The organism is Vogesella sp. EB, from assembly GCF_001037925.1.
GTDB lineage: Bacteria > Pseudomonadota > Gammaproteobacteria > Burkholderiales > Chromobacteriaceae > Vogesella > Vogesella indigofera.
Genome location: NZ_LFDT01000016.1, coordinates 33,141 through 54,416, shown reverse-complemented (window position 1 = coordinate 54,416; position 21,276 = coordinate 33,141). Strand labels below are relative to the sequence as shown.

Sequence of the window (21,276 nt, the reverse complement as noted above, 5' to 3'; positions counted from 1 at the left end):
CGAAAACGGCGAACGCCAGCAAGGCGTTCCGAGTCTGTCTCTCCACTGCTCCCCTACCCTTATCAGCTGATGGCGTATAGCCTGCCCGCCCGGCAAAGGGCCGGGAAAACAGTGTTTCCTGAGTGAAAACGTACGCGGGTAATGCCCCGGACTTTATTGATATTGATTGACCGTCTTGCGCGGCCCTCATCCGGTGGCGTTGCTATAATACCCGCCTCTTTGCGAATGTATAGCGATATGACCTCCTCTTTGCGATCGTGGCCCGCCAGCGGGCAAAGAACCCGGCTGACACGGCCGGCGGGCAGTGCCGACAGCGCGCTCATTGCTGCGCTGCCACATCCGGGACAGCCGGTTTTGATCCTCACCGCCAGCGCGCAGGACGCGCAGCGGCTGCAGGCCGAGCTGCCGTTCTTCCGCCCCGAGCTGCGCATTGCCCTGCTGCCGGACTGGGAAACGCTGCCCTACGACCACTTCTCGCCGCACAGCGACCTGGTGTCGGAACGGCTGGCCACGCTGTGGCAAATCCGCAATGGCGAGTGCGACGTGGTGATCGCGCCGGTGTCCACCGTCATCACCCGCCTGTCGCCGGTCAGCTTTTTGCTGTCGCGCACCTTCTGGCTGAAGCAGAAGCAGCGGCTGGACGTGGACAAGCTGCGCGCCGACCTGGTCACCGGCGGCTACCAGCACGTGTCGCAAGTGGTCGCCCCCGGCGAGTTTTCGCTGCGCGGCGGCCTGATCGACCTGTTCCCGATGGGCAGCGCGCTGCCGTACCGCATCGACCTGTTCGATGACGAGATCGACACCCTGAAGACCTTCGATCCGGACACCCAGCGCACGCTGTACCCGGTGCCGGAGATCCGCCTGCTGCCGGCGCGCGAGTACCCCACCGACGAGGCCGGCGTCACCGCCTTCCGCCAGCACTACCGCGAGAAGATGGAGGGCGACCCGAGCAAGAGCCGCATCTACAAGGATGTCTCCGCCAACCTGTGGCCGGCCGGCATCGAGTACTACCTGCCGCTGTTCTTCGAGCACAGCGCCACGCTGTTCGACTACCTCGGCACTGCGGCCAACGTGATCGTGCACGGCGACGTGCTGGCCGAGGCGGAAGGCTTCTGGCGCGACGCGCAGAGTCGCTACAACATGGCCGGCGGCAATCCGGAACGGCCGGTGCTGCCGCCGGGCGAGCTGTTCCTGCGCCCGGACGAGCTGATGGGGGCGCTGAAGCCCTACCCGCGCATCGAGCTGGCCAACGACGGCGAGCCGCTGGGCGACTACCTGCCGCTGCCCGATCTCGGCGTCGAGCGCCGCGCCGACAACCCGCTGGCCAAGCTCGACCTGTTCCTGCGCCGCTACGGCGGCCGGGTACTGATCGCCGCCGAGAGCCTCGGCCGCCGCGAGACGCTGTTCCAGTTCCTGCGCGACAACGGCATCCAGCCGCGGGCAGTGGACAGCTGGGCTGAATTCCTGACCGGTGACGACAAGCTGGCGCTGGCCGCCACGCCGCTGTTCTCCGGCTTTGAAATCGCTGCGGCCAACCTTGCCATCGTCACCGAGGCCGAGCTGTACCAGCACATCGCACGCAGCCACGGCAAGCGCCGCAAGAGCGCGGCCAGCTCCGACGCCATGCTGCGCGACCTGGCCGAGGTCAAGGTCGGCGATCCGGTGGTGCACGAGGCGCACGGCATCGGCCGCTACATGGGACTGGTTTCGATCGATCTGGGAGAAGGCGAAACCGAGATGATGCAGCTGGAGTACGCCGAAGGCGCCACGCTGTACGTGCCGGTGGCGCAGCTGCAGCTGATCAGCCGCTACGCCGGCCGCGCCAGCGACGACGTGCAGCTGCACCGGCTGGGCAACCCGGCGTGGGAGAAGGCCAAGAAAAAGGCCGCCGAGAAGGCGCGCGACACCGCCGCCGAGCTGCTCAACCTGTACGCGCAGCGCGCCGCACGCGAGGGCCACGCCTTCACCCTCAGCCACCACGACTACGATGCCTTCGCCGCCGGCTTCGGCTTCGAGGAAACCGTCGACCAGGCCGCGGCGATCGAGGCGGTGATCGGCGACATGACCAGCGGCCGGCCGATGGACCGCCTGGTGTGCGGCGACGTCGGCTTCGGCAAGACCGAAGTCGCGCTGCGCGCCGCCTTCGTGGCGGTGATGGGCGGCAAGCAGGTGGCGGTGCTGGTGCCGACCACGCTCTTGGCCGAACAGCACTTCCAGAACTTCAGCGACCGCTTTGCCGACTGGCCGGTTCGCATCGCCGAGCTGTCGCGCTTCAAGAGCGCGAAAGAGGTGAAGCAGGCGATGGAAGGCCTGGCTGCCGGCAGCATCGACATCGTGATCGGCACCCACAAGCTGGTGCAGCCGGACGTCAGTTTCCACAACCTCGGGCTGGTGATCATCGACGAGGAGCACCGCTTCGGCGTGCGGCAGAAGGAGCAACTGAAACGGCTGCGCGCCAACGTCGACGTGCTGACGCTGACCGCGACGCCGATCCCGCGCACGCTGTCGATGGCGCTGGAAGGGCTGCGCGAGTTCTCCGCCATCACCACCGCGCCGTCGCGCCGGCTGGCGGTGAAAACCTTCGTCAGCCCGATCAGCAATGGCATCATCCGCGAGGCGATGCTGCGCGAATTCAAGCGCGGCGGGCAGGTGTTCTTCCTGCACAACGAGGTCGACACCATCGAGAACATGCGCGAGAAGCTGGCCGAGCTGGTGCCGGAGGCGCGCATCGCCGTCGCCCACGGCCAGCTGCGAGAGCGCGAGCTGGAGCAGGTGATGCGCGATTTCCTGCAGCAGCGCTTCAACGTGCTGCTGTGCTCCACCATCATCGAGACCGGTATCGACATTCCCAACGCCAACACCATCCTCATCAACCGCGCCGACAAGTTCGGCCTCGCCCAGCTGCACCAGCTGCGCGGCCGGGTTGGCCGCAGCCACCACCAGGCCTACGCCTACCTGCTGTCCGGCGACGGCATGACCCGCGACGCGCAGAAACGGCTGGAAGCGATCCAGGCCTCGGAAGAACTGGGCGCCGGCTTCTATCTGGCGATGCACGACCTGGAAATCCGCGGCGCCGGCGAGGTGCTGGGCGAGGGCCAGTCCGGCGAGATGCAGGAAGTCGGTTTCAGCCTGTTCACCGAGATGCTGAAACAGGCGGTGCGCGACCTGAAAAAGGGGCGCGAGCCGGATCTGGACGCGCCGCTGGGGGTCACCACCGAGATCAACCTGCACAGCCCGGCGCTGCTGCCGGACGAGTACTGCCCCGGCGTGCACGAGCGGCTGATCATCTACAAGCGCCTCGCCACCTGCGATGCCGACGACGAGATCGACACCATCCACGAGGAGCTGATCGACCGCTTCGGCCTGCCGCCGCAAAGCGTGAAGACGCTGATCGAAAGCCACCGCCTGCGGCTGGCGGCGAAGGTGATCGGCATCCAGAAGCTGGACGCCAGCGAGGTGGCGCTGCAGCTCACCTTCATCAAGAACCCGCCCATCGACCCGATGAAGATCATCCAGCTAATCCAGACCAAGCGTAACTACAAGCTGGCCGGCCAGGACAAGCTGCGCGTGGAAAGCAGCATCCCGGACGTGGCGATGCGCATCGTGCGGGTGAAGGAGCTGCTGAAAGAGCTGGGCTGAGCCGGCACCGGCGTGTAGCAGCCCCTTGCGGCCAACCTTGTCACCAGGGTTGGCCGCAAGGCTTTTTGGCGCCGCCACCCGCCAGCCAAGACCCAAACTGGCGCTTTTTTAGCGATAAGGCATGAAATGCAAAACAACGCACTCGCAATGAATTGTTTGCCTAATCAAAAGGCTAGCAGCTGCCAGCATCGCCTATAACGACGGAAGGAATGCACCCGTCCGACAGCACCCAGCCGCCAGCCGTGAGCCACTTCTCCCTTATGCCGCGTCATGCCGCTCGTGCTCGGGTGGCCGGGCGGGTGTCATTCCACACCCATCATGGAGAGCCGTTTACCTTTCATCCCCACGCCATCATCACCCTGTTGCCCGGCCTGATCCGCCAGCGGCACCGACCTTGCCCCGTTCCCGCAGCGCCGGCCGCCCCACGGCAACAATGCGCACCACATTGCGCGCAGCCGTGAGCCGAATGGCAAGTCAACAGGAGAACATCATGCAAGTTCGCAAACTGGGCGTCGCACTCGGCGTCGCCGTGTCGCTACTGGCCGGCTGCACCACCACCGGCGGCGGCCATCTCACCACCACGCAGGCCAACCGCGACGCCACCAGCATCGCCAACGAAAAACGCGAGATCGACAGCGCCTACGACAGCACCCTGACACGGCTGTACGGCAACGCGCGCGGCTCACAGGAGCTGGTGGCCAAGGCCAAGGGCGTGCTGGTGTTTCCGTCGGTGATCGCCGCCGGGCTGGTGGTGGGCGCCGAATACGGCAAGGGCGCACTGCGCATGGAAGGCAAACCCGCCGGCTACTACCAGACCGTCAGCGGCTCCTTCGGCTGGCAGATCGGCGCGCAATCCAAGGCGGTGATCTTCCTGTTCATGACCCAGGATGCGCTCAACAAATTCCGCACCGGCAGCGGCTGGACCGTGGGGGCCGATGCCTCCGTCGCGCTGCTCAATGTCGGCGCCAACGGCGAGATCGACCTCAATACCGCGATGCAGCCGGTGGTCGGCTTCGTGATGACCAACAGCGGGCTGATGGCCAACCTGACGCTGGAAGGCACCCGCATCACCAAGCTGGACATGTAGCCGCGCCCCATTCGACGCGGCAGCCATGCTTGCGGCCAACCTTGTTGCCAAGGTTGGCCGCAATTGTTTGGCCCATTGCCTGCCCCGCCCCGCCGCACGCCTGCGTGTTGCGCGGCAGGCATTGCTGCGGAGCTGCGGCTAGCCGCGTGCCGACGGCAAGAAACAGGCGCAATCACGGCGACGATGCGGCCCGGCTGCGGCAATCCGGAACCGGCGTTTGAAACGGTGCCATAATGTGACGCCTGCGCCGCCACCGCGCGGCCGTTTTCCCGCCAGCCGGCCCCGCCGGGCCAGCCCTTCTCCAGGAGTCCCCTACATGCAGACCGCCCCGCCCGACATCAAGCCCTGCCACGCCTGCCACGATGCACCGCCGCTGGGCTTTGACTTCACCATGGCGTTCCAGCCGATTGTCGATATGCGCGATCGCAGCGTGTTTGCCTATGAGGCTCTGGTGCGCGGGCGTGACGGTAGCGGCGCGGCCAGCATCCTGCAGCAGGTCAACGAGCACAACCGCTACGTGTTCGACCAGTCCTGCCGCGTGAAAGCGGTGGAGCTGGCGGCCCGGCTGGCGATTCCCTGTTTTGTCAGCATCAACTTCCTGCCCAATGCGGTGTATCAGGCCGCGACCTGCATCCGCACCACGCTGGCGGCGGCGCAGCGTTTCAACTTCCCCACCAACCGCCTGCTGTTCGAGATCACCGAGAGCGAGCAGCTGGTGGACAAGGCGCACCTGAAAAGCATCATGGCCGAGTACAAGCGCCAGGGTTTCCAGACCGCGATCGACGATTTTGGCGCCGGCTATTCCGGGCTCAATCTGCTGGCGGAATTCCAGCCGGACATCATCAAGCTGGACATGGCGCTGGTGCGCAACATTCACCTTGATCTGGTGCGACAGGCGATCGTGAAAGGGATTATCGGCGTGTGCCAGGCGCTGCACATCGAGATCATCGCCGAGGGCGTGGAAAGCGAGGACGAGCTGGCCTGGCTGCAGACGCAGGCGGTGCACCTGTATCAGGGCTACCTGTTCGCCAAGCCGGGCTTTGAACAGCTGCCGGCCATCAACTGGCCAGTCAGCCGCGCGCCCGTGGCCTGAACATCACGGCGGCTTGCGGCCAACCCTGGCCCAGCTTGGCCGCCACGCGAACGGCAGCGGCGCCGGCTAGCGCAGCGCCAGCCGGATCTCGGTGGCGATGGCGGCATCCAGCCGCCGCATCAGCGCATCGCCGACGCGACGGCTGCACATGATGTGGCGCGTGTCGCCGGCGCCGACGTCGGGAAACGCCAGCAGCTGCAGCGCGCCATGGCCGGATTCGCCGCTGGTGAGCAGCATTTCCGCCTCTTCGCGGGTGGCGAACATGGCATCGGCGCGGCCGGCCGCCACCATGCGCAGCAGCTGCGGCTGTTCCATGGTGCTGTAGTTGATGTCGGCCTTGGCCATGCCCAGCTTGCTCTGCACATAGCTGCCGTAGGTCAACCCGTCCTTGTACAGCAGGTGCAGGCGGTCATTGGCCAGCAGCTGTTCCAGCGTGCTGCCGGCCGGCGGCAGCCACTGGCTGCGCGCGATCAGCACCACGCCACGATCCTGGTAGATGGCGCGACTGAACAGCGCGTAGGCCTGCCGCTGCGGGGTGCGGAACCAGCCGACGGCGCAGTCGTGGCCGCCATTGGCGCGCAACAGGGCAAGCTGGCGCTTGGCCGGCGTCAGCGCCCAGCGGACCGGGATGCCGGCGCGGGCAAAGGCGCGCCGCGCGCGGTCGGCGGTCAAACCACTGGCCCCTCCGCTATCCTGCCGTACCATGAATGGCGGCCGCTCATAGTAGTGCAGCGTGATCGTCGGTTGTGCCGCCACCGGCCACGACGCCATGGCCAGCAGCAGCGGCAAGCCGTGCCGCAATGTCTGTTTCATCCCGTCCCTCATCCGCCATCCGGTCAAGCATGGTCGCATAAAATGCGGCCGACATGGTTCAGCTTACTACCTGCCGCCAGATTCGCCAGTCATTGCCGCCGCCGTACTCCAGGGTTGGCCGCAGCGCACGCTCAGCCGCAGTGTAAGCCGCAGCACCACGCCGTCGTGTGTCCGTGTTGTAACCGGCGTTGCCGCCAGCAGCACGCAGCTCGCCGACAAAAGCGCGAACCGCCGGCTACTATCCAGATAAAGCCGTCCCTGCTGCCGCACCCCAAGGAGCCGCGATGCACCAGCCACACATCATCCCAAGCGCCGCGCTGGAAGAAGACGAAGACGACGACAGCAAGAAGGTACCGCTGTTCCGTCGCTACGAAACCCAGGGCGTGATCCGCCAGATCTCGTTCTACCTGTCCGGCGAGATCGGCGCGCCGATCCACTACACCGACCTGCTGTACACGCTGCGCAGCACCAGCGAATCCGACATCATTTTCCTGCACCTCAACACCCAGGGCGGCAATTTCGATACCGGGCTGCAGATCATCAACAACATCGCCGCCAGCCCGGCGCACGTGATCACCATTCTGGAGGCGCGCGCCTACTCGATGGGCGCGCTGATCTTTCTTGCCGGCGACGAGCTGATCGTGCACGACACCTGCCAGCTGATGTTCCACAACTACTCGTCGGCGCTGATCGGCAAGGGCAACGAGCAGCAGGCGCAGGTGATGGCCAGCGGCAAGTGGTTCGAGAAGGTGATGCGCCACGTGTGCATGCCCTTCCTCAGCGCGGAGGAACTGGAGCGCATCTTCCGCGGCGAGGACATCTGGCTCGATACCGACGACATCCGTCGCCGTCTGCACCGCATCCAGCAAGGGCTGCCGACCACCGCACCACGCAAGCCGCGCACCAGGAAAAGCGAGTGACGGATCGCGGCGGAACATCGGCGGCATCCGTCGCCGCCTGCACCGCATCCAGCAAGGACTGCCGACCACCGCGCCACGCAAGCCGCGCACCAGGAAAAGCGAGTGACCGCAGCGCGGCAGAACGCCGGCAGCATGGTGCACGCCGGCTTGGGCTGGGCGCGACCGGTCGTGATCGGGTTGACCAGCGTTGGGCCGGGCTGGCCACGCAGGGAGAGCGGCGGCCAACGATGCAGTCTGATGCGTCGCCAGTTCGCCAGTTCGCCACTTCACCATCTGCCGCTGACGGCGCTGTTGGCGACGCGTGCGCAGCAAGCTTGGCCGCAAACAGTTCATCGCCGAACCGGCAAGGTCGCGCGCTCAGGACGCGCTGGCCGCCTGCAGCAGGCCGCCAAGGTTGGCGCTGGCGCCCTGCTCCAGCCAGCGCCGCGCCGCCGCCGGCAGCGGAATGCGATCGCGCGCTATGCTTTGCAGCAGCAACTGCCGGTCGCGTTCGTCGCCCAGCTGCTGCTGCCAGTCGCGGGCACGCTGCGCCCGCCGCCGCCAGCGCTGGCCCAGCAGCTTGCCGCCGGCCTCGATCTGGTAACGCAGCCGCTTGGCCAGCAGCCGTAGCCGGTGCGCCAGCAAGGCATCGCCCGGCTGCCGCTGCCAGTCACGCTGGGCGCGGCGGTAGCGGCGGCGCGTCTGCAACAGCGCCCGCCGCAGTGTGCGCCGCAGACGCCGGTTGCGGTGCGCCAGCAGCGGCGCACAGGCGCGCCGCAAGGCCGGCAGCAGCTGGTCCAGCACCATCGCCTGCTGCTGCAAATCCAGCCGCCCGGCCTGCAGCGCCATCACCTCGCGCCGGCGCCAGGCGGAAAAGGCCTTGCTGTCGGCCTCGCCGGCCGCCTGTTGCAGCAGCGCCAGTCTTACTTCACGATCGCGCCAGTCATTGCCGGCCGCGGCCAGCTGACGTAACTGTGCCGACAGCCGCAGCAGCGGCGTCGCACCGGGCAAGGTACCGAGGCTGCGCAGCAGGCTGCGCAACTGGCGCAGGCCGATGCGCAACTGGTGCAGCGCCTCGCCATTGTCGGCTGCGCTCAGCTGCTGCCGCGCCAGCAGGATGTCGCGGCGATAGCGGGCAAGGCGGCGTTTCAGGATGCGGCGGGCAGAGGCGGACATGGCGCGACTTTCGACAGGCTGTTGCTGTGTAGCGTAGTACAGCCGTGCCGTCACGGCAGGCGCGATACACGGTGGCGCAACCGCCGGCGCACACCACAAGGCATTGCGGCCAACCTTGCCCAGCAAGGTTGGCCGCAATCGTAATAGCGCAGAAGAATCAGTGACTGCTGCTGGCCAGTGGCGTACCGATGCCGGTGGCGGCATTGAACACCGCCCGCTGCCGCAGCAGGCGCGCGATGGTGGCCTTGTCGCGTTCGCCGTTGATGCTGGTCACCACCAGCTGCCCGCGTTTGCCCAGCTGGCCGGCGGCATCGTAATAGGCGCCGATCACCGACAGCCGGCCGGCCTCGACCTCGCCGCCGTAGTGCAGCACCGCCGCCTCGACCTGGTTGTCCAAGTTGTCCAGCTGCGCCGAGAGCGGCGTACCGCCCTTGTCGACATTGATGCTCAGCAGCGTGCGCTGCTCGGCCAGCGGCAGTGCCGAAAAATCGCTGCGCGCGGTGTTGACCGCCTTGCAGTCGGCACTGGCCAGCACCAGCAGCAGCGGCGTGCGCAGCTGGCGCACCGCGTGGCTGACGCCCGCCTCACCCAGCAGCAGCTGGTTGCCGGGGTTCTGCACCAGATACAGCGCGCCCTGCGCGCCGTGGCGCGGCGCACCGTCGGCGCAGGCCAGCACCGTCAGCCGCGGCGACTTGTCGCCATGCTGGCCGCGCGGCAACAGCCGGCTAGCCAGCGCGGCGGCGGCACGCAACGGCACCGCCATCGCCGGCTGCCGGTGCGCTGGTGCGTGTGGCTGCTGATGCCTGACTGCCGGCCTGGCGTAGGGCGCGGCCTGTTGCGGCAGGCGCCGCGGCGGATGATTGACCCGCACCGGCGGCGACAGCGGCCGCATCGACGGCGACAGTTTCTCGTGTGGCGCGTCGTGGGCAGTGGCGGCCGGTGTGGCTGGTGTGGCCGCTTCGGCCGCGCCATGCGCGATGGCCGGCGTCTGGGTCTGAGCCAGGGACAGCGCCGGTAGCAGCAGGCAACAAGCGGCGGCGAGTGCCGCGAGAGAAGACGTCATAAAAAGCCACCGGTGAATAATGCCAAAGCGCAAGGGTAATACACTATCGCCCGGCGGCAAACTCAAGCCGCCGTCGCAGGGCGCTTGCTCTGGCTCAGCATCACCCCGCCCAATACCAGCAGGCAGGCCAGCCATTGCCAGCCGTTGAGGCGCTCGTCCAGCAACAGGCCGGCCAGCAGCAGGGTGAACACCGGGATCAGGTTGATGAACGCCGCCGCCATCGCCACCGGCACCTTGGACACCGACCAGGTGTACAGGCCGTAGGCGCCAAGGGTGATGAAGGCGCCGAGGTACACCACCCAGAATACCGCGTCGGCCGGGAACGCCTGCGGCCAGCTGGCCCACGGCGTCAGCAGGCTGATGCCGAACCAGACACAGCCCATCACCGTCTGGATCGCGGTAATCGCCAGCGCCGAATAGCGGCTGGACAGCTTCTTCGCCATCAGCACGTAACCGGTGGCGCAGACCATGGCCAGGAATTCCAGCGTGTTGCCCAGCAGCGGATTCGGCGCCGCGGCCGAGGATTCGCTGGTCAGCGTCAGCCACGCCACGCCCAGCAGCGAGATGGCGATACCGCACCAGGCGCGCCGGCCAAGCTTCTCGCGCAGGAACAGCAACGCGCCGAGCGCGGCCAGCACCGGCAGCGTGGCGGTGATCAACCCGGCCTGCGAGGCGCTGGTGTACAGCAGCGCCTGCGCCTCGAACAGGAAATACAGGCACGGCTCGCACAGGCCGAGCAGCAGGATCCACTTCCAGTCACCGGCGCGGTAGTGCCAGCGCGAGCCCTGCCACGCCATCAGCGGCAGCAGTAGCGCGGTAGCGATCACCATGCGGCAGAACAGCACGAACAGCGGGTCAAACACCTGGAACACGATTTTCAGGGCGATGAAGGAACTGGCCCACAGCAGCATGGCCGTGGTCAAGGCGATATAGGGCAACATGATTTTCCGTCTGGCAGCCGCTGTGGCTGCAAAAAAAATGGCCGACATGGGCGGTCGGCCATAGGTCACACTGGAGTGCATCAACCGTCGCGCAGGTTGCGAAACCATGACAGCGAGGTGAACGACAGCTTAATCCCGCGTTACACTACTGAACACCACACAATGCTAAACAGATTGTTCTGCAATGAAAACAACGCCAACCCTTTCGCCTGACGCGCTACTTGCTTTCGACGCCCTCGCCCGCCACGGCAGCTTTACCGCCGCCGCCGAGGCGCTGCACTGCGCCAAGAGCCGCATCAGCCAGCTGATCAAGGAACTGGAACAGGAGCTGGGCACCGTGCTGGTGCTGCGCAATACCCGCCGCGTGGCGCTCACCGAAAGCGGGCAGCGGCTGGCCGCGCACGCCACCCGTCTGCGCGAACTGCTGGACAGCGTGCGTCACGACATCGAACAGGCGCGCGACAGCGTGGAAGGCGTGCTGCGCATCGGCTGCTCCGCCGGCCTCGCGCAACAGCTGCTGGGGCCGCTGCTGGCGGAGATGGCGATGCTGTACCCGGCGCTGCGCATCGAACTGAAAGTGGAAAACCGCATCCAGGACCCGGTCGGCGAGGGGCTGGATTTTACCCTGCGCACGCGCAATGTCCACGACGACCGGCTGGTGGCGCGCCCGGTGGGGCTGGTGTGGGAGGCGCTGTACGCCAGCCCGGCCTATCTGGCGCAGCACCCGGCGCCGGCCAGCACCGAGCAGCTGCACCAGCACCGCCTGATCAGCAACGCCTACTACGGCAAGCAGGGCAGCGAATGGCGGCTGGCCTGCGACGACACCAGTGCCACCCTCAATATCTGCCCGTCGCTGGTAGTGGACCAGTACGCGGTGGTGTCCAGCATCATCCAGGCCGGACACGGCATCGGCCTGTTGCCCAGCTACATGGCCAAGCCGCTGCTGGAAAAAGGCGACATCGTCGCGGTACTGCCGCAGTGGCGCGCCGCCGGCTGGCCGGTATTCCTGGTATTTGCCTACCACCAGCCGATGCCGCGCAAGCACCAGGCCTTCATCTCCTTCATCATCCCGCGGCTGCAGGCGGCGCTGGACGGGATTTGACCCAGACCAAGGTTGGCCGCAAGGCGTACTGCTACAGTCGGCCCCGACTTTATTCGGTACAAGAGGCTAAACATGGTCGAACAAGCTGATCTGTTCATCGTCGGTGGCGGCATGGTCGGGGCGGCACTGGCCGCAGCACTGGCCGACAGCGGTCGCCGCATCGTGGTGCTGGAACAACAGGCGCCCACCGCCTTCGATCCGGCCAGCGCGCCGGATTTGCGCGTGTCCGCCATCAGCCCGGCATCGCGGCAACTGCTGCAGCGCATCGGCGCCTGGCCATCTATCGAGGCGATGCGCAGCGCGCCGTACCAGCGCATGCTGGTGTGGGAAAACGACGAGCAGGAAGGCACGCTGTTCGACGCCGCCGAGCTGGGCGAGGCCGAACTGGGCCACATTATCGAGAACCGCATCGTGCAGCTGGCCTGCCAGCAAGCGCTGGCGCAGCATGACAATATCGAGCTGATCTGCCCCGACCTGCTGCAATCGCTGAGCGAACAGGGTGATCACTGCCTGGTGACGCTGGGCAGCGGTCGCCAGTTTGCCGCCAGGCTGGTGGTCGCCGCCGACGGCGCCCAGTCCGCCGCGCGCCGGCTGGCCGGCATCGGCATCAACAGCCACGACTACCCGATGCACGCCTTTGTCGCCACCTTCGCCATCGAGGGCGGCGAGCGCGACATCACCTGGCAGCAATTCACCGCCACCGGCCCGCAATCGCTGCTGCCGCTGCCCGGCGACTACGCCTCGCTGGTGTGGTATCACCAGCCGGCACGGGTACGCGAGCTGGAAACCCTCAGCGAAGCGGCACTGATTGCCGCCTTCCAGCGTGAATTCCCCGCCCGGCTGCCGGTGCTGCGCCAGCTGGTCAGCCGCGGCAGCTTCGCCCTCACCCGCCGCCATGCGCAGTGCTACCATCGCGGCCGCGTGGTGCTGGCCGGCGATGCCGCGCACACCATCCATCCGCTGGCTGGCCAGGGCGTCAACCTCGGTTTCCAGGATGTGCAGGCGCTATCCGCGCTGCTGCACGAGGCCTTCCGCCTGGGGCAGGACCCGGCGGCACCGGCGCTGCTGCAACGCTACCAGCGCCAGCGCATGCTGCCCAACCACGCCATGCAGCGACTGATGGATGCCTTCTGCTACGGCTTTGGCAACAGCGCCCCGCCGCTGCGCCTGCTGCGCAACCTGGCGCTGAAGCTGGCCAACCGCCCCGGCAGGCTGAAACAGGAAGTGGTGCGCTACGCACTGGGCCTGTCACCGCTGGCGCGCGGCCTGCGCATCGCCCTGCCCGGCAAATGAGCAACCCGCTGCGGCCAACCCTGGCCGCAGCGCATCAACACCACCGCACAACGGCAGCAGCCAAACAAAAAGCCCTTTGACGAATCAAAGGGCTTTTTTCAACAAGACAATCAGACTGAATTACTTCAGTTTGATTTCCTTGTACAGAACATGCTTGCGAGCAACGGGATCAAACTTTTTGATCTCCATTTTCTCAGGCATCGTACGCTTGTTCTTGGTGGTGGTGTAGAAATGACCGGTACCTGCGGTCGATTCCAGCTTGATCTTGTCGCGCATGGCTATTCCTTAATTGTCGATTTCGTCGGTCGAAAAATTACAGCTCGCCGCGAGCACGCAGGTCGGCCAAAACGACGTCAATACCAACCTTGTCGATGGTACGCAGTGCTGCGTTAGAAATACGCAGACGCACCCAACGATTTTCGCTCTCTACCCAGAACTTGCGATATTGCAGGTTAGGCAGAAAACGACGCTTAGTCTTGTTATTGGCGTGGGACACATTGTTCCCGGTCATCGGACGCTTGCCGGTGACTTTGCAAACACGCGCCATGGTTCATCACTCCCAAAAGCCGGTAAAAGGTAAACTTATACCATATTAAGAAGCCATTCGACAAGACGGTGCCCTGCCGGTTATGGAACCCGACAGTATCACCCGCCATGCTTGAGCGGCCAAAAGAATCCGCAATAATACAACAAGGCTACGGCGCGCGCACGCTTTAATTGTCATGACGCGCGGCGACGGCGGGCAACTGTGGCTTGCATCACGAAAACCCGCGCCGCCCGCCCGGCGCGGCGCCGGCAAGTAATTGCGGACAAACGGCAAACAGTCGCGCATTGCCCATTCAAAAAAGTGCGACTTTCGGTTAAAATCACAGATTCCAACAGAGTTGCATTCCCATGACCAAGTACATCTTCGTAACCGGCGGTGTGGTGTCCTCCCTCGGCAAGGGCATCGCCGCTGCGTCCATCGCCGCTATCCTTGAGTCTCGCGGGCTTAAAGTCACCATGCTGAAGCTCGACCCTTACATCAACGTCGATCCGGGCACCATGAGCCCGTTCCAGCACGGCGAAGTCTTCGTAACCGAAGACGGTGCGGAAACCGACCTGGATCTGGGTCACTACGAGCGCTTCATCAAAGCCAAGATGAAGAAAAGCAACAACTTCACCACCGGCCAGATCTACGAATCGGTGATCACCAAGGAACGCCGTGGTGACTATCTCGGTGGCACCGTGCAGGTGATTCCGCACATTACCGACGAGATCAAGCTGAAAGTACGCGAAGGCGCCGGTGACGTGGACGTGGCCATCGTGGAAATCGGCGGCACGGTCGGCGACATCGAATCGCTGCCGTTCCTGGAAGCAATCCGCCAGATGCGCTCCAACCACGGCCGCAAGAACACCCTGTTCGTGCACCTCTCCTACGTGCCTTATATCGCCACCGCCGGCGAGATCAAGACTAAGCCGACGCAGCACTCGGTGAAGGAGATGCGCGAAATCGGCATCCAGCCGGACATACTGCTGTGCCGCATGGACCGCGAACTGCCGGAAGACGAAAAGCGCAAGATCGCGCTGTTCTGCAACGTGGAAGAGAACGCGGTAATCGGCTGCTACGACGCCGACTCGATCTACAAGGTACCGGGCATGCTGCACGCGCAGGGTATCGACGACATCATCTGCGAACAGCTGCAGCTGGAGCTGCCGAAAGCGGACCTGTCGGTGTGGAACGGCATCATCGACGCCATCGAGCACCCGCAGCACGCGGTCAACATCGCCATGGTCGGCAAGTATGTCGACCTGACCGAATCGTACAAGTCGCTGACCGAGGCACTGAAACACGCCGGCGTGCACACCCGCACCAACGTCAACATCATCTACGTCGACTCGGAAGAGATCGAACGTGACGGCGCCGAATCGCTGAAGGACATGGACGCGATCCTGGTCCCGGGCGGCTTCGGCAAGCGCGGCGTGGAAGGCAAGATCAAGGCGGTGAAATTCGCCCGCGAAAACAACATCCCTTACCTCGGCATCTGCCTGGGGATGCAGATCGCGCTGATCGAGTACGCCCGTGACGTGGCCGGCATGGCCGGCGCCAACTCCACCGAATTCGACCTCGAAACCGACTACCCGGTGGTGGCACTGATCGACGAGTGGGTCAACCACGACGGCAAGATCGAAACCCGCGACGAGAACTCCAACCTCGGCGGCACCATGCGCCTGGGCAGCCAGCAGTGCGAACTGGCCACCGGTTCGCTGGCGGCACGCGTGTACGGCAACACCGAGATCACCGAGCGTCACCGTCACCGCTACGAAGTCAACAACCACTACGTTGGTCGTCTGCAGGAAGCCGGTCTGACCATCAGCGGCCTGTCTGCCGGCCACGAAAAGCTGGTGGAAACCATCGAACTGGGCAACCACCGCTGGTTCTTCGCCTGCCAGTTCCATCCGGAATTCACTTCCACCCCGCGTGACGGCCACCCGCTGTTCATCGCCTACGTCAAAGCGGCCCTCGCCTACCAGGCTGATACAGCCAAGGCTTGATGCCATCCAGGGTTGGCCGCAGCACTGCGGCCAACCCTGTTTCCAGCTGAAGGACACACACCATGAAACTCGCCGGATTCGAAGTCGGTCTTGACCACCCGCTGTTCCTGATCGCCGGTCCCTGCGTGATCGAGAGCGAACAGATGGCGCTGGATACCGCCGGTCAGCTGAAGGAAATCACCAGCGAACTGGGCATCAACTTCATCTACAAATCCAGTTTCGACAAGGCCAACCGCTCCTCCGGCAAGTCGTTCCGCGGCTTCGGCATGGAACAAGGCCTGCGCATCCTGGCCGAAGTACGCCGCCAGATCGGCGTGCCGGTGCTGACCGACGTGCACACCGAAGAACAGGTGCCGCACGTCGCCGCCGTCGTCGACGTGCTGCAGACCCCGGCCTTCCTCGCGCGCCAGACCGACTTCATCCGCGCCGTCGCCGTGTGCGGCAAGCCGGTGAACATCAAGAAGGGCCAGTTCATGGCGCCGGGCGACATGAAGCACGTGATCGACAAGGCGCGCGAAGCCGCGCTGGAAGCCGGTCTCGACCCGGACAGCTTCATGGCCTGCGAACGCGGCGCCTCCTTCGGCTACAACAATCTGGTCTCCGACATGCGCTCGCTGGCGATCATGCGCGAAACCGGCTGCCCGGTGGTGTACGACGCCACCCACTCGGTGCAGCTGCCTGGCGGCCAGGGCACCAGCTCCGGCGGCCAGCGCGAATTCGTGCCGGTACTGGCGCGCGCTGCAGTGGCCACCGGCATCGCCGGCCTGTTCATGGAGACCCATCCGGACCCGGCCAAAGCCATGTCCGACGGCCCCAACGCCTGGCCGCTGCCGCGCATGAAAGAGCTGCTGCACACGCTCAAGCAGATCGATGCGCTGGTCAAGGGCCAGCCGTTTGCCGAACAAACGCTGTAACAGGTTGATTTCACGGCCAACCTGTTGCAAGGTTGGCCGCACCGTATTCCGGTTTGACTAACCTAGACCCCTTGAAGGAAACATTCATGAGTTCGATCATCGACGTGATTGCCCGCGAAATCCTCGATTCCCGTGGCAACCCGACAGTTGAAGCCGACGTCTTGCTGGACTCCGGCGTGATGGGCCGCGCAGCCGTACCGTCCGGCGCCTCCACCGGCGAGAAGGAAGCACTGGAACTGCGCGATGGCGACAAGGGCCGCTACCTCGGCAAGGGCGTACTGAAAGCCGTTGAAAACATCAACACCGAAATCTGCGAAGCCATCATCGGCCTCGACGCTTCCGACCAGGCCTTCATCGACAAGACCCTGATCGAGCTGGACGGCACCGAAACCAAATCCCGCCTCGGCGCCAACGCCATGCTGGCCGTATCGATGGCCGTGGCCCGCGCTGCAGCCGAAGACGCCGGCCTGCCGCTGTACCGCTACCTCGGCGGTGCCGGCCCGATGGCGCTGCCAGTACCGATGATGAACGTGATCAACGGTGGCGCCCACGCCAACAACACCCTCGACATCCAGGAATTCATGATCCTGCCGGTCGGCGCCGCCACCTTCCGCGAAGCGCTGCGCTGCGGCGCCGAGATCTTCCACGCGCTGAAGAAACTGTGCGACAGCAAGGGCTACGCCACCACCGTCGGCGACGAAGGCGGCTTCGCGCCTAACCTGACCAGCCACGAAGAAGCGATCACGCTGATTCTGGAAGCCATCGATGCCGCCGGTTATGTTGCCGGCCAGGACGTGATGCTGGCACTGGACTGCGCCTCCAGCGAGTTCTACAAGGACGGCAAGTACCACCTGACCGCCGAAGGCCTGTCGCTGTCCTCCGAGCAGTTCACCGACTACCTGGAGACGCTGGCCAACAAGTACCCGATCATCTCGATCGAGGACGGCATGAGCGAGCACGACTGGAACGGCTGGAAGATCCTGACCGAGCGTCTGGGCGACCGCGTGCAGCTGGTCGGCGACGACCTGTTCGTCACCAACCCGGCGATCCTGGCCAAAGGCATCGAAGGCGGCCTCGCCAACTCGCTGCTGGTGAAGGTGAACCAGATCGGTACCCTGTCGGAAACGCTGAAAGCCGTCGACCTGGCCAAGCGCTCGCGCTACACCAGCGTGATGAGCCACCGCTCCGGCGAAACCGAAGACAGCACCATCGCCGACCTGGCCGTGGCTACCAACTGTATGCAGATCAAGACCGGCTCGCTGTCGCGCTCCGACCGCATGGCCAAGTACAACCAGCTGCTGCGTATCGAAGAAGAGCTGGGTGATGCCGCCTGGTACCCGGGCCGTGCTGCCTTCTACCACCTGAAATAAGCAATGCGCTGGCTGACCCTGACGCTGATTGTCCTGATCGCTGCCCTGCAATGGCCACTCTGGCTAGGCAAGGGCAGCTGGCTCAGGGTCTGGCAACTCGACTCCCAGGTCGAGGAACAACGTGCGGCCAACGCAGTCCTGGTTGGCCGCAACGCCGCACTCGACGCCGAAGTGCGTGACCTGAAGCAAGGTTCTGCCGCAATCGAAGAGCGTGCGCGTAATGAACTTGGTATGATCCGGAACAACGAGGTGTTTTTCCAGCTGCTGGACAATAGCACCGCCTCGGAGACTCCATAACCGCACCGGTTCTGACCTTCACTGCAGGCTCAAAAAAACATAATGGCTGCTCATAAAAGCTCCAGGGTCTGGTCCATGACGACGCACAATCCAATCGACACCGCGCGCGAGACGCTGAAACAGCTGACGCTGCGCAAACTCCTCCCGACACCGGACAATTTCGAACGCGTTTACAGCGAAATCATGGGTGTGCCCGCCGAGGCCCGCAGCAACAAGCTGGCCGACCTGCTGCTGCGCGCCTACGAGAGCCTGCCGGCGGAAGAGGCCAGCAGCAAGATTGCCATCGCCAAGCTGCGCCGTGCCATCGACGATGAAAAATGGGAGCTGGTGCCACAGCTGACGCTGGAACTGGCCGAACTCAACGGCCGCAACCGCCAGCTGGCGCAAAACTGGGGCAGCCTGATCCAGGACCTGATGAAGGCCTGGGAAATCCGCAATCCGGCCCTGAGCCAGAACTACAAGCAGTCGGCACTGGAACGGGTGCTACTGTCCTTCGGCAACACCCCGGACGAACTCAACGAAAAGCTGCACAACCTGGTGAAAAGCTGGCTGCAGCCGGCAGCCGGCCAGGCCGCGCAAGCGGACGCCGACACTGCGCTCGCCAGCAGCGCGCCGGTACCAGGCCCGACAGCCGCTGCCGACGAGGCGGACGACGGCGACCGCTGCCAGGTGTGGAAGGATGTCTTCGACTACACCCTCAAGTTCGGCATCGAGCCGCGACTGGTGCACTATCCGGAACTGTCGCAGCACTTCAGCGACACTCGCAACGCGCTGGGCAGCATCCACAACAGCCACGATGTCGACAATTTCTTCCCGCAGCTGCGCAGCTTCCTGATCCGCCTCGAGCTGCAGTCGCAGGACGACGAACGGCTGGTCACCGGCCTGTCCAACCTGATGCAGCTGATGCTGCAGAATGTCGCCGAGCTGAACCAGTCCGACAGCTATCTGGTCGGCCAGATCAGCGGCCTGCAACAGATCCTGGCGCAGCCGAACATCTCGATCCAGCACATCTACCAGCTGGAAGCCAGCCTCAAGGAAGTGATCCACAAGCAGGGCACGCTGAAACACTCGCTGGACGAGGCCACCAGCTCGCTGCGCGCGCTGCTGGACACCTTCCTCGACAAGCTGTCACTGATGAGCAGCAGCACCGGCGACTTCCAGCAACGCCTGCACAGCCACAGCGAGAGCATCCGCGGCACCCAGGACGTCAACCAGCTGAACGACATCCTGCAACTGCTGCTGAGCGATACCGCCAACATGCAGACCAATCTCAGCGAATCGCACGGCGAACTGCTGGCGGCCCGCAACGAGGTGCACAGCGCGCAGCAGCGCATCAGCGAGCTGGAACACGCGCTGGAAGCGGCCAGCGCCAAGATCAAGGAAGACCAGCTCACCGGCGCCTACAACCGCCGCGGCCTGGAAGAGCATTTCGAGCGCGAGATCAGCCGCGCCAAGCGCAGCGGCCAGCCGCTGTCGGTGGCGCTGATCGACGTCGACAACTTCAAGCAGCTGAACGACCGTTACGGCCACCTGACCGGTGACGACGTGCTGAAGTATCTGGTGGAACTGATGCACCGCTCGATGCGCAGCTCCGACATCGTCGCCCGCTTCGGCGGCGAGGAGTTCGTGGTGCTGCTGCCGGATACCGGCATCAACGAGGCGGTCGAGCTGGTGCAGCGCCTGCAGCGCGAGCTGACCAAGAACTTCTACCTCGCCAACCAGGACCGGCTGGTGGTGACCTTCAGCGCCGGTGTCGCGCTGTGGCACCTCGGCGAGTGCGATACCGACGTGATCGAACGTGCCGACAGCGCCATGTACCGCGCCAAGCTGGCCGGCAAGAACCGCACCCTGTCGGCGGAAACCCCCTAACCCTGCCTGGCGGGCGGCCACGCCAACGCGTGTCGCCCGCCTATCCATTCCCCGTCGCGCCCCAGGCGCCACCATCGAATACGCCCCGCAATCGCGGACCAGCCACCCCAAGGTTGGCCGCAAGCCGGCGCCGCTAGTCCCAGTAGCCGGGGCTGCTGTAGCAGGCCTTCAGGTGGTCGATGAACAGCCGTACCCGTCCGGGCAGGAAGCGCCGCTGCGGCACCACCGCGTACACCGGATAATCCGGCGACGAAAAGCGCTCCAGCACCGTCACCAGCCGGCCATCGGACAGGTCGTCCTTCACCTCCCACAGCGAACGCCACGCCAGCCCCAGCCCGGCCAGCGCCCAGTCGTGCAGCACCGCGCCGTCATTGCACTCTAGCACGCCGCGCACGCGCAGGTTGAGCAGCTCGCCGTCGACCTTGAAGGTCCAGCCGCGACTCTGGCTCTCACCCAGCGACAGGCAGTTGTGGCCGGCCAGATCCTCCAGCGTGCGCGGGATGCCGTGCCGCGCCAGATAGGCCGGCGCCGCCACCACCACGCGGCGGTTTTCCGCCAGCCGCACCGCCACCAGCGAGGAATCGGCGAGATCGGAAATGCGGATGGCGCAGTCGATGCGGTCGCGCGCCAGGTCCACCAGCCGGTCGGACAGGTCCAGCGTGACGCGCAGATCGGGATGCGACTGCTGGAAAGAGGCGATGTGCGGCGCGACGTGGCGGCGGCCAAAACCGGCCGGCGCCGACAGCCGCAGGTGGCCACGGGCACGGCCACTGCCGGAGGCCACCGCCGCCTCGGCCTCGGCCAGCTCGGCCAGGATGCGCTGGCAATCTTCGAAAAAGGCAGTGCCCTCCTGCGTCAGCGTCACGCTGCGTGTGGTGCGCACCAGCAGCTTGACGCCCAGCCGCTCCTCCAGCGCATCCAGCCGCCGCCCGATCATCGCCGCCACCACCCCCTCCTGTCGCGCCGCCGCCGACAGGCTGCCCAGATTGACCACCGCGACAAAGGTTTCCATCTGCTTCAGCACCGGGCATTACCTCACAAAAAGTAAAATATGTTTCGCGATATTACCGGATTTTCCCACACTGCCACATGCTAAACTGCACCGCAAAGCAAGCAGTTGCTAAGCAAGATCGCAAATAAAAACAGAAACTTGCCGTCACCACCCGACAAGCACAGGAGAGAACA

General features: G+C 65.1%; 18 protein-coding genes. 11 read left to right on the top strand and 7 right to left on the bottom strand.

The features are described 5' to 3' along the window. The first annotated feature begins 237 nt into the window (after nucleotides 1–237). The 3 genes from mfd to ACG97_RS10715 all read left to right on the top strand — a co-directional run bounded on the left by mfd (nucleotide 238) and on the right by ACG97_RS10715 (nucleotide 5,819). A complete protein-coding gene (mfd, locus tag ACG97_RS10725; RefSeq protein WP_047967353.1) occupies nucleotides 238–3,639 on the top strand; it encodes a transcription-repair coupling factor in 3,402 nt (1,133 codons plus the stop codon). Between the two features lie 490 nt (nucleotides 3,640–4,129). Continuing rightward, nucleotides 4,130–4,726 carry a YSC84-related protein gene (locus tag ACG97_RS10720; RefSeq protein ID WP_047967382.1) on the top strand — a complete coding sequence of 199 codons (597 nt, stop codon included), beginning with the start codon at nucleotides 4,130–4,132 and terminating at the stop codon, nucleotides 4,724–4,726. 316 nt (nucleotides 4,727–5,042) lie between these two features. After that, a complete protein-coding gene (locus tag ACG97_RS10715; protein WP_047967352.1) occupies nucleotides 5,043–5,819 on the top strand; it encodes an EAL domain-containing protein in 777 nt (258 codons plus the stop codon). A 66-nt stretch (nucleotides 5,820–5,885) separates the two neighbouring features. On the opposite strand, the gene ACG97_RS10710 is transcribed toward ACG97_RS10715, so the two are convergent. Further along, complete coding sequence (locus ACG97_RS10710) at nucleotides 5,886–6,632, bottom strand: ABC transporter substrate-binding protein (RefSeq protein ID WP_047967351.1); 747 nt, start codon at nucleotides 6,630–6,632, stop codon at nucleotides 5,886–5,888. A gap of 284 nt (nucleotides 6,633–6,916) precedes the next feature. Between ACG97_RS10710 and ACG97_RS10705 the strand changes: the two genes are divergently transcribed. Further along, complete coding sequence (locus ACG97_RS10705) at nucleotides 6,917–7,552, top strand: ATP-dependent Clp protease proteolytic subunit (RefSeq protein WP_047967350.1); 636 nt, start codon at nucleotides 6,917–6,919, stop codon at nucleotides 7,550–7,552. A gap of 357 nt (nucleotides 7,553–7,909) precedes the next feature. Here ACG97_RS10705 and ACG97_RS10700 read toward each other — a convergent pair whose 3' ends face one another. The 3 genes from ACG97_RS10700 to ACG97_RS10690 all read right to left on the bottom strand — a co-directional run bounded on the left by ACG97_RS10700 (nucleotide 7,910) and on the right by ACG97_RS10690 (nucleotide 10,711). Further along, complete coding sequence (locus tag ACG97_RS10700; RefSeq protein ID WP_162199008.1) at nucleotides 7,910–8,707, bottom strand: CHAD domain-containing protein; 798 nt, start codon at nucleotides 8,705–8,707, stop codon at nucleotides 7,910–7,912. A gap of 157 nt (nucleotides 8,708–8,864) precedes the next feature. Then, nucleotides 8,865–9,770 carry a hypothetical protein gene (locus tag ACG97_RS16950; protein ID WP_053068142.1) on the bottom strand — a complete coding sequence of 302 codons (906 nt, stop codon included), beginning with the start codon at nucleotides 9,768–9,770 and terminating at the stop codon, nucleotides 8,865–8,867. 62 nt (nucleotides 9,771–9,832) lie between these two features. Then, the gene (locus ACG97_RS10690; protein ID WP_047967348.1) at nucleotides 9,833–10,711 is read right to left on the bottom strand and encodes a DMT family transporter; all 879 of its coding nucleotides are present in this window, start codon (nucleotides 10,709–10,711) and stop codon (nucleotides 9,833–9,835) included. 184 nt (nucleotides 10,712–10,895) lie between these two features. Between ACG97_RS10690 and ACG97_RS10685 the strand changes: the two genes are divergently transcribed. Together ACG97_RS10685 and ACG97_RS10680 are read left to right on the top strand one after the other, a co-directional pair. Further along, nucleotides 10,896–11,813, top strand: coding sequence for a LysR family transcriptional regulator (locus ACG97_RS10685; RefSeq protein ID WP_047967347.1), 918 nt, complete (start codon nucleotides 10,896–10,898; stop codon nucleotides 11,811–11,813). Between the two features lie 72 nt (nucleotides 11,814–11,885). Continuing rightward, the gene (locus tag ACG97_RS10680; RefSeq protein ID WP_047967346.1) at nucleotides 11,886–13,106 is read left to right on the top strand and encodes an FAD-dependent monooxygenase; all 1,221 of its coding nucleotides are present in this window, start codon (nucleotides 11,886–11,888) and stop codon (nucleotides 13,104–13,106) included. Nucleotides 13,107–13,226: 120 nt separating this feature from the next. Here the strand turns inward: ACG97_RS10680 and rpmG are convergent, their stop codons facing one another. Further along, nucleotides 13,227–13,382: a 50S ribosomal protein L33 gene (gene rpmG, locus ACG97_RS10675; protein ID WP_047967345.1), complete on the bottom strand. Its 156-nt coding sequence runs from the start codon at nucleotides 13,380–13,382 to the stop codon at nucleotides 13,227–13,229. A gap of 37 nt (nucleotides 13,383–13,419) precedes the next feature. Then, a complete protein-coding gene (gene rpmB, locus ACG97_RS10670; RefSeq protein WP_047967344.1) occupies nucleotides 13,420–13,653 on the bottom strand; it encodes a 50S ribosomal protein L28 in 234 nt (77 codons plus the stop codon). Between the two features lie 347 nt (nucleotides 13,654–14,000). Here rpmB and ACG97_RS10665 point away from each other — a divergent pair, with 347 nt between their 5' ends. The 5 genes from ACG97_RS10665 (at nucleotide 14,001) to ACG97_RS10645 (ending at nucleotide 20,091) form a co-directional block, all read left to right on the top strand. Continuing rightward, the gene (locus tag ACG97_RS10665; protein WP_047967343.1) at nucleotides 14,001–15,641 is read left to right on the top strand and encodes a CTP synthase; all 1,641 of its coding nucleotides are present in this window, start codon (nucleotides 14,001–14,003) and stop codon (nucleotides 15,639–15,641) included. Between the two features lie 62 nt (nucleotides 15,642–15,703). After that, the gene (gene kdsA / locus ACG97_RS10660) at nucleotides 15,704–16,555 is read left to right on the top strand and encodes a 3-deoxy-8-phosphooctulonate synthase (RefSeq protein WP_047967342.1); all 852 of its coding nucleotides are present in this window, start codon (nucleotides 15,704–15,706) and stop codon (nucleotides 16,553–16,555) included. 86 nt (nucleotides 16,556–16,641) lie between these two features. Beyond that, on the top strand, nucleotides 16,642–17,925 hold the full coding sequence (gene eno / locus ACG97_RS10655; RefSeq protein ID WP_047967341.1) for a phosphopyruvate hydratase: 1,284 nt from the start codon (nucleotides 16,642–16,644) through the stop codon (nucleotides 17,923–17,925). Between the two features lie 3 nt (nucleotides 17,926–17,928). Then, nucleotides 17,929–18,222 carry a cell division protein FtsB gene (gene ftsB, locus ACG97_RS10650; protein WP_047967340.1) on the top strand — a complete coding sequence of 98 codons (294 nt, stop codon included), beginning with the start codon at nucleotides 17,929–17,931 and terminating at the stop codon, nucleotides 18,220–18,222. Between the two features lie 75 nt (nucleotides 18,223–18,297). Further along, complete coding sequence (locus ACG97_RS10645) at nucleotides 18,298–20,091, top strand: GGDEF domain-containing protein (RefSeq protein ID WP_047967339.1); 1,794 nt, start codon at nucleotides 18,298–18,300, stop codon at nucleotides 20,089–20,091. Nucleotides 20,092–20,224: 133 nt separating this feature from the next. On the opposite strand, the gene ACG97_RS10640 is transcribed toward ACG97_RS10645, so the two are convergent. Further along, nucleotides 20,225–21,103 (bottom strand): LysR family transcriptional regulator, encoded by an 879-nt coding sequence (locus ACG97_RS10640; protein WP_047967380.1) that lies wholly within the window; start codon nucleotides 21,101–21,103, stop codon nucleotides 20,225–20,227. Nucleotides 21,104–21,276 lie beyond the last annotated feature (173 nt).